General features: G+C 68.6%; 12 protein-coding genes and 3 pseudogenes. 8 read left to right on the top strand and 7 right to left on the bottom strand.

Annotated elements, in window-relative coordinates; genetic code table 11:
• Positions 1–337 (bottom strand): uridine kinase family protein (locus tag J1C73_RS03075; protein WP_372446642.1); only part of this gene is annotated, 337 nt, incomplete at its 3' end.
• A gap of 174 nt (positions 338–511) precedes the next feature.
• Between J1C73_RS03075 and J1C73_RS03070 the strand changes: the two genes are divergently transcribed.
• The 3 genes from J1C73_RS03070 to J1C73_RS03065 all read left to right on the top strand — a co-directional run bounded on the left by J1C73_RS03070 (position 512) and on the right by J1C73_RS03065 (position 3,659).
• Positions 512–1,873: a C39 family peptidase gene (locus J1C73_RS03070; protein ID WP_207314965.1), complete on the top strand. Its 1,362-nt coding sequence runs from the start codon at positions 512–514 to the stop codon at positions 1,871–1,873.
• Between the two features lie 458 nt (positions 1,874–2,331).
• Positions 2,332–2,535 carry a DUF6381 family protein gene (locus tag J1C73_RS34455; protein ID WP_164494595.1) on the top strand — a complete coding sequence of 68 codons (204 nt, stop codon included), beginning with the start codon at positions 2,332–2,334 and terminating at the stop codon, positions 2,533–2,535.
• Positions 2,536–3,398: 863 nt separating this feature from the next.
• Positions 3,399–3,659 carry a hypothetical protein gene (locus J1C73_RS03065; protein WP_207314964.1) on the top strand — a complete coding sequence of 87 codons (261 nt, stop codon included), beginning with the start codon at positions 3,399–3,401 and terminating at the stop codon, positions 3,657–3,659.
• Positions 3,660–3,748: 89 nt separating this feature from the next.
• On the opposite strand, the gene J1C73_RS03060 is transcribed toward J1C73_RS03065, so the two are convergent.
• The gene (locus J1C73_RS03060) at positions 3,749–5,632 is read right to left on the bottom strand and encodes an ABC transporter ATP-binding protein (protein ID WP_207314963.1); all 1,884 of its coding nucleotides are present in this window, start codon (positions 5,630–5,632) and stop codon (positions 3,749–3,751) included.
• A gap of 653 nt (positions 5,633–6,285) precedes the next feature.
• On the opposite strand from J1C73_RS03060, the pseudogene J1C73_RS03055 reads away from it, so the two are divergent.
• Both J1C73_RS03055 and J1C73_RS03050 read left to right on the top strand, forming a co-directional pair.
• A pseudogene (locus J1C73_RS03055) lies at positions 6,286–6,733 on the top strand (transposase family protein); the annotation flags it as partial.
• A 291-nt stretch (positions 6,734–7,024) separates the two neighbouring features.
• On the top strand, positions 7,025–8,404 hold the full coding sequence (locus J1C73_RS03050; RefSeq protein WP_207314962.1) for an IS1380 family transposase: 1,380 nt from the start codon (positions 7,025–7,027) through the stop codon (positions 8,402–8,404).
• A 173-nt stretch (positions 8,405–8,577) separates the two neighbouring features.
• Here the strand turns inward: J1C73_RS03050 and J1C73_RS03045 are convergent.
• Positions 8,578–8,694 (bottom strand): annotated as a pseudogene (locus tag J1C73_RS03045) (LysR family transcriptional regulator); the annotation flags it as partial.
• Between the two features lie 69 nt (positions 8,695–8,763).
• Between J1C73_RS03045 and J1C73_RS03040 the strand changes: the two are divergent.
• Complete coding sequence (locus tag J1C73_RS03040) at positions 8,764–9,666, top strand: EamA family transporter (RefSeq protein WP_242643635.1); 903 nt, start codon at positions 8,764–8,766, stop codon at positions 9,664–9,666.
• Between the two features lie 1,181 nt (positions 9,667–10,847).
• Here J1C73_RS03040 and J1C73_RS03035 read toward each other — a convergent pair.
• The 3 genes from J1C73_RS03035 to J1C73_RS03025 all read right to left on the bottom strand — a co-directional run bounded on the left by J1C73_RS03035 (position 10,848) and on the right by J1C73_RS03025 (position 13,509).
• Positions 10,848–11,462 (bottom strand): TetR/AcrR family transcriptional regulator, encoded by a 615-nt coding sequence (locus J1C73_RS03035; RefSeq protein ID WP_207314961.1) that lies wholly within the window; start codon positions 11,460–11,462, stop codon positions 10,848–10,850.
• A complete protein-coding gene (locus tag J1C73_RS03030) occupies positions 11,459–12,556 on the bottom strand; it encodes a saccharopine dehydrogenase family protein (protein ID WP_207314960.1) in 1,098 nt (365 codons plus the stop codon). The genes J1C73_RS03035 and J1C73_RS03030 overlap by 4 nt, the downstream gene beginning before the upstream one ends.
• Positions 12,557–12,837: 281 nt before the next feature.
• The gene (locus J1C73_RS03025; protein WP_207314959.1) at positions 12,838–13,509 is read right to left on the bottom strand and encodes a TetR/AcrR family transcriptional regulator; all 672 of its coding nucleotides are present in this window, start codon (positions 13,507–13,509) and stop codon (positions 12,838–12,840) included.
• 61 nt (positions 13,510–13,570) lie between these two features.
• Between J1C73_RS03025 and J1C73_RS03020 the strand changes: the two genes are divergently transcribed.
• On the top strand, positions 13,571–14,983 hold the full coding sequence (locus J1C73_RS03020) for an MFS transporter (protein WP_207314958.1): 1,413 nt from the start codon (positions 13,571–13,573) through the stop codon (positions 14,981–14,983).
• A gap of 468 nt (positions 14,984–15,451) precedes the next feature.
• On the opposite strand, the pseudogene J1C73_RS03015 reads toward J1C73_RS03020, so the two are convergent.
• Positions 15,452–15,670, bottom strand: a pseudogene (locus tag J1C73_RS03015) (IS1380 family transposase); the annotation flags it as partial.
• 285 nt (positions 15,671–15,955) lie between these two features.
• Between J1C73_RS03015 and J1C73_RS03010 the strand changes: the two are divergent.
• The coding region (locus tag J1C73_RS03010; protein ID WP_372446643.1) for an N-acetyltransferase at positions 15,956–16,382 on the top strand (427 nt) is incomplete at its 3' end.

Here is a 16,382-nt window from a genome sequence, read left to right as displayed (position 1 = left end):
CGACCCCCTCGACCAGAACCACCGGGGCGGGTTCCAGGCTGCGCGACGGGCGGAAGCTCCGGGCCGTCCAGTCGTACGGCTCGTAGTGCGCGCGATCCCCGTGCGACAGCGGCTCGATGACCTGGTCCCGGAGCCGGTCCGTCCAGTCGAACGGCTCTTCGTGGGTCGCCAGGTCGTCCAGGTGCAGTACGGGTGCGCCGTCGAGCACCGCCGCGAGCCGGGCGGCGAGGGTGCTCTTGCCCGATCCCGCGTGGCCGTCGACGGCGATCAGCCGGACCGGTCCGCAGGACGGCGGCAGGGTGCCCAGCCACGCGGCGTGGAGCGAGAGGTCGTTCATTCGTCCAGCCTACGAGCCGCAGCGAAGCCGTTGCAGGTCACGCCAGTGGTCGAGACCAATATTGGTCCTGTGGCACGAGGCGAATCGCTGGCCGAACCGGGTGACGACCCGCAATAGTTGGCCCACTGTCGTGTACCTGCAGCCCCATTCCGCTTACGACCGGGGGTCTCGCCCATGCCCAGTCCGACCTCACGCAGAACCGTGCTCACCGCCGCCATCGCGGCCGCGGCCGGCGCCGGAGCGGTGTCGTCCACCGCCTCCGCCGCTCCCTCCCGTACCCCGCACCGCGCACCTTCGGCGGCAGCCTCTTCCGTGGACAACCATTCCTGGAGCACGTACACCGACTGGCGCTGCGGCTCCGGCGCCGGAACCCGTGCCGTCGCGGGCCGCCGGGCGGGCCTGGTCATCGGCCACGCGCTGGGGAGCACCGACTACACGGACCCGCACACCGGTACGAAGGCGGCCTGGGAGTACGCGACCTGGACCTCACCCGTCCACCGCTCCGCCGTCCCGGCCACCGAGGCCATCGCCTCCTGGAACGCGCACACGCCGGCCGGCACCTGGATCCAGATCGAACTGCAGGGCAGCTACTCGGACGGCACCGGTACCCCCTGGTACGTCATGGGCCGCTGGGCGGCGGGCGACGGCGATATCCGCCGGACCTCCGTCGATGACCAGAGCGACGGCAAGAGCTCCGTCTGGACCGACACCTTCTCGGTGGACGACGCGGCGAGCGGCCTGCGGCTCCTGTCCTACCGGCTGCGGCTGACCCTGTACCGCACCCCGGGTACCCGGCTCACCCCCACGGTGTGGCGGGTGGGCGCGATGGCCTCGGACATCCCCGACCGCTTCACCGTGCCCGCCTCCGTCCCCGGCCTGGTCCGGGAACTGCCGGTGCCGCGCTACTCGCAGAACGTGCACGCGGGCCAGTACCCCGAGTACGACAACGGCGGCGAGGCGTGGTGCAGCCCCACCTCCTCGCAGATGATCATCGAGTACTGGGGCCGCCGGCCCAGCGCCGAGGACCTCGCCTGGGTCAAACCGGGACTTCAGGACCCGCAGGTCTGCCACGCGGCGCGCTTCACCTACGACAACCAGTACGAGGGCTGCGGCAACTGGCCGTTCAACGCCGCCTACGCGGCCACGTACGAGGACATGAGCGCCGTGGTGACCCGGCTGGGCTCGCTGAAGGACCTGGAGACGCTGATCGGGGCGGGGATCCCGGCCATAACGTCGCAGTCGTTCCTCAAGGAGGAGCTGACGGGTGCGGGGTACGGCACCTCGGGCCACCTGATGACCGTGATCGGCTTCACCTCGGACGGCGATGTGATCGCCAACGACCCCGCGTCACCGAGCGACGAGGCGGTCCGCCGCGTCTACCGGCGGCACGAGTGGGAGAACATCTGGCTGCGGACCAAGCGCTACGACGCGAATGGGCAGGTCAGGGGCGGTACGGGAGGGGTCTGCTACATCTACTGGCCGGCGAACCCGGAACCGACTCAGCACCGCGCTCTGCGGTCGCTCGGTCTGCTGTGACCGTGTAGGGACCCATGGCCGCCTCGACGACCTGACGGCAGCGTTCCTGGCCGTCCTGGGTGAGGTGGCCGTACCGGTCCACCGTGACCTTGATCGAGCGGCGCCCGAGCGGGCGGGACACTTCGTGCGTAGAGACGCCGCCGGTCAAGGTCACGGTCGTCCATTTGTGCCGCAGGTCGTGCGGATCCTGCCCGCGCCTGGACTGGCACCTGGAAATCGATGGCCGGAGCCTCCTCGGCCACCCGTCTTGGCGGGACGCCCACCCGGAAGCGCTCGCGGCGTTCGGCACAGCCACGGCGGCCCGGAAGGGCATCAGCGACCAGCGCAGCCTCGGTGAGCGAGGGCAACCGCAATCCTGCTCACCTGCGGCGATCGCGGAAGGTGACCCTTTAGGGTGCGATGACGGAGGGGAGCTGGTTGGCTACGGAGTGCCCCCACCTCCCACCTAAGGAGTGACGATGAGCGTTGCAGGTGAGTTCCCCAGCCGCCCGCAGCAGATGCAGGAAAAGGTACGTCAGCTGAACGAGCGCGCTGAACGAGCGGTCAGCCCGGAGGAACGACGTCGGCTGCATGAAGAGGCCCGGCGCCTCCATGAGCAGTTCGCGCAGGAAGCCGACCCCGCAGACCGGCCTGGCCGTCGGCCTGAGCGCGAGAGGGAATAGCCCCCTCATCCAACGGAGCGGACGGCTCCCGCAGGTGGGAGTTCAAGCCTCTCACCACCGCCGCCCTCGGAATCGACGCGCACATCGTCCGGCGGGACCACACCACCAGGGGTTCTACCGTGTTGCCCCGCTGCTGACGCGTCGAGCGGACTCGGACGCCTCAACCGGCGCCTGGTCCGCGACTGCGAAGCCCACGCACACCGTTCCGAAGCCGGTATCTGCCTCGCGACGATCAGCCTCATGACCTACGGGCTCGCCGCTGAATCCACCCGAACCCCGACATACGCAGCGTGGAAACCGTGCGCAGCCCGGCAATCCAGGATGAGGAAGCAGGGCGAAACACCCTTCGAGGCGCTCAGGGCCCTGGCCTAACCGGTCAGGGCCCTGAATTGCGTGACCCGTGGGGCGGATTCACGCGCGCCGGGCTTAACGTTGCGGGCTGTCTCCAGGACACGGATCCTCGTCGGCATTCACCCAGCAGGCGGTGGGCCGGATCTGCAAGGGCCTGATGGTGCCACCAGTCGGGTTGACCTTGCTGGTAATTCGAGGAATGTACAAGGAAACTTGTGCGACTGGCTCTGATATTGAGCTCGGCATCGGTGCACAGAAGAGCAAGAGGCCCGGAAGCAGGGCCGCGACGGCCAGACGGCCCCGGCGCCGTGGGTGAGACCTTCCCGAGTATGGCCGAGCGGGGGATCTCACTTCACGTTGACCAGTGAAGTTCACGAATGACCGAAAAAAGATACCAGCTGACGGCGTGGCAGCGACGTGGCAGCGAAAGGAGCAGGGGAATGCGCTATACCCGAGTTCTCCTCACATCGGCCGCTGCCGCTACGGTCCTCAGCAGTGTGGCATTGATTGTCATGGGTACCTCTGAGTCCACCTGGGACCCGAAGAAACCGCTCCACATCGGAGGGCCCCACCAGGACGGTGGCCATCCCGGCCCGAACGCGCGCCAACACCACGAACGCCGTCCCTCGCCCGTCGTGGCCGCGGACAACTGGAGTGACGCCGAACAGGAACTGGCGGTCGGAAGCGTCCTCGTCCTCAGCGGCAGCGCGCTCGGCGTCGGCGGATATCTCCTGCGCCGCAAGGCGAGCGTGGGCGCAGACTCCTTCGGGTGACTCGCACCTGTCCGGCGTCAACCTCTGCGGGGGCACCGCACATCGCGGTGTCCGGCAGGTGGAGGAGCGGGTCCGCCGGAGCCGGCCGGTCACTGCCAGTGGGTACCGGGTGGCCGGGCAGCGGTGTACGTGGGTCCGTTGTGCGGCCGTGGGCGGCCATCGAGGAGTGTGGCGTACAGGCCCCTCTGGCTGAGGAGTTGGGTGTGCGTACCCGACTGCACCAGCTGTCCCCGGTCCAGGACCAGAATGCGGTCCGCGTTGGCGGCCAGCGACAGATCGTGCGTGATCACGATGGTGGTACGTCCTTCGGCGAGGCGTCGCAGTGGTGTGAGGATGCGCTCCGCGGCCAGGGTGTCGAGTCCGGTGGTGGGTTCGTCGAGCAGCAGGACGGGCGCGTCACGCAGCATGGCGCGGGCGATCGCGACGCGCTGCAGCTGTCCTCCGGAGAGCCGCGAGGTGCCGGGGGAGAGGACGGTGTCGTATCCGTCCGGGAGGGCCCGGATGAAGGCATCGGCGTCGGCGGCTCGCGCGGCCTCCACGACGTCCTGGTGGGTGGCGCCGTCCCGTCCGCAGCCGATGTTCACCTCGATGCTGTCGTGCAGGACGAGGGTGTCCTGGGGCAGGAGCGTGATGTTCTGGCGGAGATAGGTCAGCGGCAGCTTGTCCACGGATACCCCGTCCAGCCGGATGCTGCCGCTGTCGGGGTCGTAGAACCTCAGCAGCAGGGCGGCCAGCGTCGACTTGCCCGCGCCGCTGGGGCCGGTGATGACCAGCAGTTCCCCCGGGCTCGCGCTGAACGACAGCTCATGGAGAACCGGCTCGGTGTTGTTCGGGTAGTGGAAGCGGACCTGGTGCGCCTCCACGACACCGGACGCGCGGCTGCGGGTGGGGGCGGTCACGGAACCGGCCGGGTCGGTGACGGCGGGCCGGGCGTCGAGGATCTCCAGCAGCCGCTCGGCTCCGGCCGTGGCCGCGGTGGCCGTCAGTCCGAACTGGCCGAGCGAGCGGACCGGCGGGTAGAGGTAGCCGACGAAGGCGGCGAAGGCGAGGAGCTCGCCGAGGGTCATCCGCCCTGCGGAGATCTCCCAGGCCCCGAGGCCGATGATCGTCAGGATGCAGAACGTTTCGAGTACCTCTACGACTTGTGCGTAGAGCCCGGTGAGCCGTACGGCCGTGACCGCTGCCTTCAGCCGCTTCGCCGCTTTGTCGAGGAGCCTTTCCTCCTCGTCGTGCTGCCGGTTGTACGCCTGGGTCAGGACGACATTGACGAGGGTCTCCTCGACCACCGCCGTGATGGCACCGTCCGCCGCACGTCCGCGACGGGACACCTCGCGCAGGCGACCGGTGAAGCTGCGGGTCGCGGCGTAGAAGAGCGGAACCAGGAGAAACGTGGCCAAGGCCAGTTCCCACCGCAGCCACAGAGCCGCCGCCGCGTAGAAGAGGGCGCTGAACACGGCCGACACCACCGCGACGATCCCGGTCACCACAAGCTGTTCGATGGCGTCCACGTCACCGGTCAGCCGCTCCACCAGGTCACCGCGGCGGTTGCGCTGGAAGAAGTGCGGCGGCAGCGTCTGGAGGTGCGAGAAGACCCGGGCCCGGAGCCGCAGTACGAAGCGTTCGGCGGTCCAGGCCGCGAGGGAGCTGCCCAGGTACCCCACCACCGCACCGATGACCGCCACGGTGAGCCATTGGCCGGCGGGCTTCCAGAAGGCGCTGACCGAGCCGTTCCGCAGAGCGGTGTCGGTGAGTTCGGCGAAGAGCAGGATCGTGATGGTCTCGGCGATCGCGGCCATAATGGCGAACAGGCAGATCAGCAGAATCCAGCGCCGGTCGCCTCTGGTCAGTGGCCAGAAGCGCCGGAATGCGAGCGCGATGCTGACGGGATCGGTACGGATCGGGATATCCGTCGCCGAGTGCTGAGTGGGCTCCTCGGGGGGCGCTGGGCACCGAGGTGAGCTGCGAAGGCTCATGGCGTCACGTCACAGAGGTGCTCGGGCCATGGTCCGATGCCATGGACGGGGGCCCCGGACCGCGAGACGGACCCGCGCGATCGGCGCGAGTCCGCCTCGAGTCCCATGGGGGTTGGAGGACCTACGGTCAGTAGCCGCACCACCGGTCGTTGCGACCGCCGAAACGGTCTCCGCGTCCGTTGTCCCGGTCTCCGTACCGCCGGTCACGGTCCCGTCCGAATCCTCGGTCGCCGCGATCGCGGTCCCGGTCCCTGTTCCGGAAGATATTGCGTGCGTTCATCTTGGCCTCCTTCAGGAGGTTGCTGTGCCGCTCCTTGCTTCTGACTGCGGCACTACCGACACTACGGCTCCCTGCAAACACCAACAACTCATGCACAGTGGGGGACGGTAGTAGCCGGTCTCCCTGGCTGCTGCGACGGCCACTGCAGCCAGGCCGTTCCCGTTGGTCGCGATGCGGGGACAGACGCAGTCCACCAGGTCGTGCAACTGTGCGTCGTGTCGTGTCCGGAGCCGGCCAGGCGCGGACTGGCGTGCTGTACCCGCCGGCCACGGTCCATACGCCGGGCCACGAAACCGGAGGTCAGAAGCCGGAGGAGGTCCTTGCGCCGCACGAGCACGAGTCTCCGGCCGGCATCCGGGTCCATGACCGCCTTTCGGGCACGACCTGCTGGCGGCGACTGCGGGACCGGTACGAGGCCGGCGTCCGGCAGCGGCTGCACGAAGTGCTGCCGGCCGAGCTCAATGCGGCGGCCCGTCTCGACTGGTCGGGTGCGGTGGTCGACTCCAGTCACGTGCGAGCCAAAAACAGGGGGAGTCCAGGCAGGACCGAGTCCGGTCGATCGTGGCCGAACCGGATCGAAACACCCCTGATCAGCGACGGACACGGCACGCCGCTCGCCGTGATCCTCACCGGCCCTCGCCCGCCGCGGCAGCCTTCACGGCACAGGACTGGGCACCTACCGCTGCGTCGTCGAACGCAGCTTCGCCTGGATCCATGGATTCAGACGTCCCTGTATTGGCTGGGAACGACGAGCAGGCATCCACGAAGCCCTTCTCGAACTCGCCTGCTGCCTCATCACCCACCGACAGGTCAACTCATGGTGCCGGCCGTTGCTAAAGGGACGGCATTGGTTCATCGCCAGTGGACCGGCCGCGAGGGGACCACGGGGACCACTTGATACGAGACGGGTGCGGCTCCCCTTCGTGGTCCTCGCTGCCCGCAGGATGCGTGAGCCATGCCCCGGGTGTCGGCACCCTTGAGTTGCCTTAGCCTCGCGCTTTCACGAGGTGGGTTGTCCGATGCTTGATCAAATAAGCGGAGAGTGCTTCTGACCTGCAACGATGGGACTTGTCTAGGGTCCTGTTGGCTGCACGGAAAGAAGCACTCTCCAGGTGAGTAAGCGTATCGGGTTGTACCCGCGTGTTCGCGTCGAGGGCAGTGGCAGCGGGACGGTCTCGCAGGCTGGGGCGGTGCTGCTGGTCGAGACGGTCCGCAAGTGTGGTCTGGACTCCGCGATATCGACGGCACTGGCGCCGTGGCGCAAGCCGCGGACGGTGCACGACCCGGGCAAGGTCTTGCTGGATGTCGCGCTCGGAGTCGCTCTGGGCGGGGACTGTCTCGCCGATGTCGCCATGCTGCGGGCTGAGCCCGATGTGTTCGGCCCGGTGGCATCCGACCCCACGGTCTCCCGCCTCGTCGACACCCTTGCCGCGGCCGGACCGAAGGCACTCACCGCGATCCGGTCGGCGCGGGCCGAAGTGCGCTCGCAGGTCTGGGAACTGGCCGGAATGAGAAGTCCGGCCGCCGACGGTCACGTCATCGTGGACATCGACGGCGTGCTCGTCCTTGCGCACTCCGAGAAGCAGGATGCCACCGCGACCTGGAAGAAGACCTTCGGCCATCATCCGCTCGTCGCGTTCGTCGACCACGGCCAGGCCGGTTCCGGAGAGCCGGTGGCCGCGTTGCTGCGGCCCGGCAACGCCGGCTCCAACACCGCGAGCGATCACATCGAAACAGCCCAACTCGCCCTGGCCCAACTCCCCAAGCACCTGCGGCGGGGCCGCAAGACGCTAATCCGCACCGACTCCGCCGGCGGCACCCATGCCTTCCTCGACTGGCTCTCCCGCCGGGGCCGGTGGCTGTCGTATTCCGTCGGAATGACCATCACCGACGCCATCCACCAGGCCGTCCTGAAGATCCCGAAGAAGGCATGGACGCCGGCCTACGACTCCGGCGGCACCGAGCGGCCCGGCGCCTGGGTCGCAGAGATCACCGACATCCCCGACCTGATCACCTGGCCCAAGGGCATGCGGCTCATCGTCCGCAAAGAACGACCACACCCCGGCGCCCAGTTGCGATTCACCGACCTCGACGGACTACGGCTCACCTGTTTCGCGACCAACACCCAGGGCGGCCAGCTCGCCGACCTGGAACTACGTCACCGCCGCCGGGCCCGCTGCGAGGACCGCATCCGAAACGCCCGCGACACCGGCCTGCGCAACCTGCCCCTGCACGACACCGCCCAGAACCGGATCTGGCTGGAGATCGTCCAGATCGCACTCGACCTCCTCGCGTGGATGCCGATGCTCGCCCTGGCAGCGGAAACCCGCCGCTGGGAGCCCAAACGGCTTCGCCTGCGGCTGTTCTCTGCCACCGCCCAGCTGGTCACCACCGGCCGCCGCCGCCGGCTCCGCTTCACCGACCGATGGCCCTGGACGGATGTGATCACCCGCGCAATCCAGCGACTCGTAGCCCTGCCGAACCCCGGCTGACCAACAAATCCGACCGTCCCGACGAGCCATAACCACACCCCGGAGCCGTGGAACCCGGCGCCCACCCGACGCGACAGCCGGGCGGCCAACCTGCCCCAGCCCACGAAATTTCGCACCCCGCAAGCAGAGAGTCCCCATCAGCGAACCAACGAGGACTCATGAACGATCGAGGCTAGTTCGTGGGCTGCGTCGGTGAAGGTGCCGGTGTCGATGATGGCGGCCAGGCACCGCAGGTGTTTCAGTTCCAGGGCCTGGACGCTGCGCCGCTCGTCATCCGTACGCTCATCCATACACCCAGCGTATCGATGGACATGCGAATGTATTTTGCGTATGCCAGTGATGTGCCCATGGTGATGGGTATGCAAATCGACTCCTGTGCCTCCCCCGCCGTGGTGCCTGCTCCCGCCGCACACGGCGGGACCCGTGGCGGAGGGCGTTGGGGCGGGGTGGCCCTGATGCTGGGAAGCGGCCTGTCCAACCAGACGGGGGCCGCCATCGCGGCGCTGGCGTTCCCGGTCATCGGCCCGGTGGGTGTCGTGGCGGTCCGCCAGTGGGTGGCCGCCGCCGTGCTCGGCGCGGTCGGCAGGCCGCGGCTGAGGCGGTTCACCGCTGCGCAGTGGTGGCCGGTGCTGGGGCTCGCGCTGGTTTTCGCCGCGATGAACCTGTCCTTGTACGTGGCGATCGAGCGGATCGGGCTCGGCCTGGCCGTCACCCTGGAGTTCCTGGGCCCGCTGACCGTGGCCCTGTGCGGATCCCGCCGCCGCACCGACCTCGTTGCTGGCGTGGCGGCCGCGGGCGCGGTGGTGGTCCTCACCCGCCCCACGCCGTCCACCGATTACTTCGGCATTTGCCTGGCAGCGCTGGCCGCAGTGTGCTGGGGCTGCTACATCTTGCTCAACCGGACCGTCGGCGCTCGGCTGCCCGGCCTGGAAGGCGCAGCCGCAGCCGCGGCCGTCTCCGCAGCCCTCTACCTTCCCATCGGCGCCTGGGTGCTCTGGCACCACCGACCCACCTTGGCGGCGCTGGGGTGCGCCCTGGCGGCCGGAGTGCTTTCTTCGGCGGTGCCGTTCCTCGCCGACCTACTGGCCCTGCGCCGCGTCCCGGCGCACTTCTTCGGGGTGTTCATGAGCGCCAACCCCGTTTTCGCGGCCCTGGTCGGCCTCGTCGTCCTCGGGCAGCACCACGACCACCTCGACTGGGTCGCGATCGCCGTGATCGTCGCGGCGAACACCGCCGTGGTCTCCACTGCCCGACGTGCTTGAGGGCTGCAGGGCTCGCCCGGGACCGCCGCGCACGGTGACCGCGTCCTCGGGTCCGTTCACCGGCACAGACACGTCTGGAAGGTCTGAGGCCGTTCCGTCCGCTATCTGTATGTGTCCAACTTGCCCCTCCGTTCCGTCGTCGCTATCCACTGATTCTGCCCAGGCTCACCCGGACCACGTCAGCACCCTTTCGGGTCAGGGCAGTGTCCGTATCCGGACGGTTATGCGGGGGCGACCGGCGGAGAGTCCGATCGTCTGCCCGTTTCCTTTCGGCTTCCGGCATTGGCTTCTTGGGCCGTCCTGTCCTCGATGGGGAATTGAGCCTTCCTTACGGTCGGCTGACCGGGGCAAATCGACTCGGACCCCAACGGGGCTTCCACGTTCTACACGAATGAGATAAGACCGAGGTGGGCGCTCCCTTTACCCCCGAGGCGGCGGTGTCCACCTGGCCGGAGTGACCTCTGCCGGCCAGCGCCTGCCGATTCTCAACAGCTAGCCATGTACCCCACTCACGCACTCCATCGGCGGGGCTTGGGATCACGAGGCATCATCGGGAGTTGTCGGCCGCGACGCGCTCGGTCACTTCGGGCGGCGCGGCCGCCACCCGCACAGCCACGGTCCCTATAGCAGCGGGTCTGCCGAGCGTCGGCATCCTCATCCACCAACTCCTGTCTATCCCGATCCGATCGGTTATGAATCGAGCAATGGTTGTCGGGGGAGGATCCTGATCGACCCTCGGTTCACTGACCTGGCTCGGCGCGGGCCAGTGATCGACGACCGCCCGCCGGTGGATGCGTGCGCACGTGTGCGGGCCGATGCGTCGGCGTCGCCTCGTTCAGTCAGATCACCGGGCGATGTTGGCGAGTCCGGTCAGGGTGGCGTCGGGGCTGGTGGAGTCGACGGGATGCCACAGCCGCCCGTGCTCGTCCCGTTCGCAGCAGGGCGACGGCTTCCCGGCAGGCGCGGGTCTTGCCGGTCGAGGGCCCGCCCACCGCGATTCAACAATTGCGCCGTCATCGGGGGCTCTTGCTGAGCCGCGTGGCGAGCCGGTTGATTTGCCCGGACCGGCGCCGGGCGTCAGCGACATCCACTGCATCTGTTCTCCTGTGGGATCGCCGCAGTCGGCGGAAGGCGGTCGGGTCATCCCGCGCCGGTGCCACCGCGCTCTTCCACTGGCTCCGTCAGCCGAGCAAGGCAGTGGCCGTGTTGATGAGTTCCGCGTCGGCGGCCTCGGTGCGGTGGGCAGCGATGCCGGAACGGAAGAGCGCCGCTCCTTCGATCAGCACGGTGAAAACGTTCGCCCGTGCCTGGCAAACAGTGTCGGGGAGTGAGGGGTTGTGAGTGCGGAGGAGCCTGGCCACATGGTTCTGGTAGTCGCCGTAGAAGGTGCGCAGGACCACCGCGACGGCTTCGTCGCGGCCCGCCAGTGCCCACAGCTCGGCGTAGACCCGCACGAGTTGTGAATCATCGTGCTCGGACAGAAGCTGACGGACCAGCCCCTCCGCGTTCGATGGGGTGTGTGTGGCGGCCTCGGTGAACAACGGGGCCAGCCTGTCGAGCGTACGGTTCAGGGTGCGGCGCAGGACGGCGGCGATCAACTCCGAGCGGGAGGGGAAGTAGTACTGCACGTGCCCCAGGCGCGTTTGTGCCGTGACGGCCACCGCGCGCATGGTCAGCTCGCCGTACCCGGACTCGAAGAGAATCTTCTCAGCGGCGTCCAGGATTGCAGCACGCCGCTGGGCACCCTTGGTCGTAGTCGCGGTGCGTTTCTCCTGTCCCGGGGATCGTTCGCTCATGCCGCCCTGCCCTCTGCCTGTTCGTCGCGCACAGCCCTGAGCACAACCAGGTCAACGCCCTGCGCGGCGAGGTCTGACGGCACGTTCTGCGGATTCGGGAGCTGTTCGGGGAAAACCACGCCGCTCGGTGCGGGGGCGCCGTCTTCGCCCCGTACCCGGCGCAGCCCCATCAGGGCACCCAATGCGGTCAGGTGGGCCTGGCCTGCCTGGTCGGTCACGGTCGCGGAGAGGGTGTCGCCCCCGCGGGTGACGTCGATGCGGAGCTGGGCTGTGCCTCCCTCGCCGGGTGCGTACAGCAATCCGCGGCGTGCACCGGTGAAGCACTCGCCGCGGCCCCAGCGGAAGAACCCGAGCCGCTTGGCGGCCAGCAGGGCCGCCGTGGACGCGGGCGAGCTGAAGCCGATCCGGGTGGTTGCGGTCTGCGCGGAGAGGGTGAGGGGGAGAGTGAACTGCTCGGGGGTGTCGATCCTGGCGACCCGGGTGAGTGTCTCCCCGATACGGATGCGGCCGGCATCGCTCAGCGGCATGACCGTGTGCCGCTGCCCGTCCCGCATCACCTCGTAGTCCAGTCCGAGGCGGTCCATGAACTCCACCGAGTCCGAGCCCGCCCGGTCGGCGAGGTCCCAGCGAATGGCCACGTCGACCGTGTCCGCGCCGCCCAACCGGTCGCCGAGACAGGCGGCGACGAGGCTGGTCACACCTCCCATCCACGCGGAGGACAGGAGTACCGGTGCGGTCGGGCCCGACATTGCCGCGACGGTGGCCGCACGCTGCAACCGCGTGGTCCAGCGGGTGACGTCCACGAACGGCACCCCGCCGCTGATCGCGGCGCGCAGCACCCGGTCGTCCGGATCGTTGACCACGGTGACGACCGCGCTGATCTCCGCCCGGAACGGTGCCGGATCCGCCAGGTCCCAGGTGCGCAGTTCCGCGCCCGTCTCGTCCGCCAGTCGCTGTCCGCGCTGCACGGTCCGTCCCGTCAGTACAAGAGGCCACGAGGGGGCCGCCATCCGTGCGAGCTCCGCGCCGACCGTGCCGTATCCGCCGACCAGGAGCACAGGTCCGGCGGCGTCAAAGATGAGTTCGTCATTCATGACACCCAATATAGGTCAAGTGACCAAAAAATGTCGCGGGAGGGGTGTGCTGGAAGCACTCGGGCCCGATCCGCCTCGCTCACTGACCGCGTCGGCGATGACTCGTCGGGGCTCACAAGGACGGTTCGGCCGTGCTGCTGTGACGTCTCGGCCTTGCACTCGAGGGCGTTCACCGTGAGGCGGCGTGGATCAGACGTGGAGCAAGGGGGGAGGAGGCGGGCGGCCTGATCTTCGGCTGCTGTCTGCTGACTGGGGCGCGGCGGAGCTCGGGTTGGCCCGCGTCACCCCGTGTGGCGGTGGTGGATCTGCGGATCCCCGTCCTTCTTGCGGCTGATCTCCACCAGCTTCGGATAGTCGACCGCGACTCCCCGCAGCAGGGTGTGCACAGCCTGCTCCGCTTCGTCGTCGCTGGTGACGGCGTGGCCGAACAAGGCGCGGTAGTGGACCAGTGAGGCGAGCAGGTCGAGCAGCAGGTCCCGGTCGACGTCGTCGCGCAGGTCGCCCCGCGCGATGGCGGCGTCGAGGGCCTGCCCGACGGCGGTCCGGGGCGGGTCGAAGAGGGCGGCCATGAACGTCTCGCGGCGTTGTGGATCGTCGCCGTAGTCGGCGAGCAGTGAGGCGAGTGCGTCCGGTGGCATGCGCTGGAATGCGGCGACGTACAGCTTGATCGCGTCACTGAGGTCGCAGATCGTGCAGTCGGTGGCGGGGGGTTTGAGATGGCCCAGGCGAGCGGTCAGGGCGTCGAGCACCAAGCTGGGCAGGGTGCTCCAGCGCCGGTAGACGGCCGGCTTCGTGGTGTCGGCGCGCCGTGCTACGGCCTCCACGGTGAGCCGGGCGTACCCGACCTCGTCGAGGAGATCGAGCACCGCGTCGAGGATCGCCTGGTCGATGGATGCGTCGCGCGGGCGGCCGCCCGGGGCCCGACTGCTGGGTGCATGTTTCGCTTCAGCCATACCGTCAGTCTAGTGTTAGGTTACGTTCCGGCACGTAATGAATCTCTCGAAGGGGAAGCGTGTGACCACCAGAAGCGAGGAGCCGACTGCGTCACCGTCACCAGCCGGGTGGGGAGCGTTGCTCGGCCGGGAACACGGGGCCGTCGCGGCGACGCTTGCGGCCGGAGTCGCGCTGCACGCCGTGAATGTCTACCTTGCGACCACCATCCTGCCGTCGGTCATCGCCGACATCGGCGGATCGAACCTGTACGCCTGGGCCACCACGATATTCGTGTTCGCGTCCGTGCTCGGGTCGACGGCCGCCTCCGCCGTCCTCGGAGCCCGCGGCCCGCGCTCCAGCTACCGCTTCGCGACACTGTTGCTTGCGGCCGGAACGGTGGTCTGCGCGCTCGCCCCGACGATGCCCGTCCTGCTGGCCGGACGCCTCATACAGGGCATCGGAGGCGGCCTGCTCTTCGCTCTCTCCTACGCCATGGTCCGCATCACGCTGAACGAGGCACTGTGGCCACGCGCCATGGCGCTCGTCTCCGCCATGTGGGGCGTCGCGACGCTCGTCGGCCCCGCCCTCGGCGGCTTCTTCGCCCAACTCGACGTCTGGCGAGGCGCGTTCTGGGGGCTTCTGCCGTTCCTGCTCTTTTTCGCCTTCTGGGGCGCGATGCGACTGCCCAAGGGGACGGCGGGGGAGTCGGCCCCGCGCATTCCCTGGGCGAGCGTGAGCCTGCTCGGCCTGGCCGTGCTGCTCATCTCCGCAGCCAGTATCTCGTCCCGGCTCGCCGTCAACGCCGCCGGACTCCTGGCAGCCACGTTGCTCCTGGTCGCCTGGCTGCGACGTGAGCGGCGTGCGACGCTCCGGCTCATCCCGGCCGCCGCATTCGGCCCGGACGGGCGGCTGCGGCTCGTCTACGTCACCATGGTCCTGCTGGTGCTCTCCAGTACCGTCGAGGTCTACGTGCCTTACTTCGGGCAGCGTCTCCAAGGGCTCGGGCCTCTGGCGGCCGGGTATTTGGGCGCCGTCCTGGCGGCGGGCTGGACGCTCGGCTCGATTGCGTGCAGTGGCATGCAGCACCGCAGAGGGTTGATCATCGGCACCGGTCCGGTCTTCTCCCTGATTGGGCTCGTCGTACTCTTCTTCACCGGCCCGGCGCACTCGGGCGCGGTCACGACCGTCGCGACAGTGGGCGCCGGGCTGCTCCTGCTGGGCTGGGGCATCGGCATGGCATGGCCCCATCTGCTGACCCGGGTCCTGCAGTTGACGCCGAAGGAGGACCAGGACCTCGCCGGTTCCTCCGTCACGACGATCCAGCTCACCGCGACCGCATTCGGATCGGCGTTCGCCGGGATGGTCGCCAACGTGATCGGATTCTCCGACGGCGCGGACGTCACCGACCTGCAGAGCACAGCACGCTGGATGTTCGGCCTGTTCATGCTCGCACCGGTGGCCGCTGTGATGACGGCGCGGCGCGCCCGCCGTTGAGGCAAGCCTTCGGGAGTCGTCTCGCTGGCCGGACGTTGTGTATGCGCGGGCTGCCATGAGTTGGAGGTGTCGGCGATGACGGTCAGCAAGTGGCGTAAGCGGTTCATGGAGTCACGGTTGGAGGGCTTGGCGGACACCGACCGGCCGGGACGGCCGAAGACCATCCTGGCTTTGAGAGATCTCGAGCGGGAACAGCTGACGCGTTTGGGCCCGTCGGGCGAAGGTTCCTCTCATCCGGGCCAGTACCTGGATCGGTAGGTCCTTGAGCCTCGATCGTTCATGAGTCCTCGTCGGTGTGCTGACGGGGACTCTGTGTTTGCGAGGTGCGGTCTTTCGGGGCTGGGGCATGTTGACGGCCCGGTTGCCGCGTCGGGCGGGCGCCGGGTTCCACTTTCCCGGTGTGGTGGTGCGGATCGTTGGGGCGGTCGGTGTGGCTGGTCAGCCGGGGCTCGGCAAGGCATTGAGCCGGACATCGGCGAGGCAGTCCCCGCCCAGAGCCGTCGCGAGCGCGACATCCAGCAGGACCTTGCCCGGGTCGTGCACTGCCCGCGGTTTGCGCCACTGTGCCAATGCCACCGATATCGCGGTGCCCAGGTCGGACTTGCGGACCGTCTCGACCAGCAGCACCGCCCCGCTGCCACCGCTCTCGACGCGGACACGCGGGTACAACCCGATACGCTCGCTCACCTGGAAAGCGCTTCTTTCCGTGCAGCAGCCAACAGGACCCTAGACAAGTCCTATCGTTGCAGGTCAGAAGCATTCTCCGCTTATTTGATCAAGGCATGGACGAGCGCGCTCATGAAAGCGCGAGGCTAGACATCTGCCAGGCCGGTCGACTCTGTTCTCCCAAAGCTGTCGCGATGTGATGAACAGCGTAAATGCTCCCGGGAACTCGCCTGCTGGCAAGGTCGTTCAACAGGCACGCCGCACATTCAGGACGCCCCTGTCGTACGCCCCAGCACCGACATCGACATCCCTGCCGCCGTCGAGACCCTGACCCGAGCCTTCGCCGACTACCCCTACACCCGGCACGTGGTCGCCGCAGACGACCACGAGGACCGGATCCGGCGCTTCCAAGAGCTCTGCTTGACCCGCGTCGGGATGGTGTACGGGCGCGTGTGGGTTGCGGACGAGGGCCGCGCTGTCGCTGTCTGGGCCGCCCCTGACCAGGACCCTTCGCCCGCTTTCGCTGAGGTCGGCCCGTTGCTCGGCGACCTTGCCGGTGACCGGGCGGCTGCATATGAGTCTGCGGAGCAGGCTGTCGCACCGTACCGGCCGCAAGAGCCGGCGTGGCTCCTCAACACGGTGGGAGTCGCCCCTGAAGCCCAGGGGCAGGGCCTTGGCAGTGCGGTGCTCGTCCCCGGTATCCAGGCGGCTGCACACGCCGGGTACCCGGCGT

The sequence above is a fragment of the Streptomyces laculatispora genome, from assembly GCF_017353455.1.
GTDB classification, from domain to species: domain Bacteria; phylum Actinomycetota; class Actinomycetes; order Streptomycetales; family Streptomycetaceae; genus Streptomyces; species Streptomyces laculatispora.
Note: the sequence above shows the minus strand (reverse complement) of the source record. Positions and strands in the feature narration are given on the sequence as shown.